The 506-nt window shown below is 67.4% G+C and carries 1 pseudogene; it reads left to right on the plus strand.

The features are described from left to right. Nucleotides 1-187 precede the first annotated feature (187 nt). A pseudogene (locus tag D7X55_RS46025) lies at nt 188-506 on the plus strand (hypothetical protein); the annotation flags it as partial.

Raw genomic sequence — 506 nt, forward strand, 5'->3', positions numbered from 1 at the left:
CGACGCACCCGCTCGTGCGCAAGCTCGCGCTACTGGAAACCGTGACCGGCAACGAAGCCGATCGCGCCGCTTTTGAGGATCGCCTGCACGTGCTGTTCGACCAGGCCCTACTGGCTGAGGGCGGCGCGTTGGCCGACCCGGCGGCGTACGTGCAGCGCGTGAACCGCCTGCTGGCCTGACGACCCGCGTGACGCTCAAGCGATGCTTTCCGCCTGTGGTCGACGCGCACGCGCGCGTGCTGATCCTGGGCAGCCTGCCCGGCGAAGCATCGCTTGCGCAGTCGCAGTACTACGCCTACAAGCACAACCAGTTCTGGCGCCTGGCCGGTGCGGTCATCGGCCAGGCGATCGTGGAAGGCCGCGAGGATGTTGTTGCGGGTCGCCTGCTCGTTCTTCAGCACGATCACCTGCGAGGACGGGAAGCCGAACTGCCCGGTCAGGGTATCGGCCACCGCCTGCGCGTCGTGGCTGGCGTACTCCAGCTTCGGCCACTTGGCATAGTTGTCG

It is taken from the genome of Corallococcus sp. AB049A, from assembly GCF_003668885.1.
Taxonomy (GTDB): domain Bacteria; phylum Myxococcota; class Myxococcia; order Myxococcales; family Myxococcaceae; genus Corallococcus; species Corallococcus interemptor.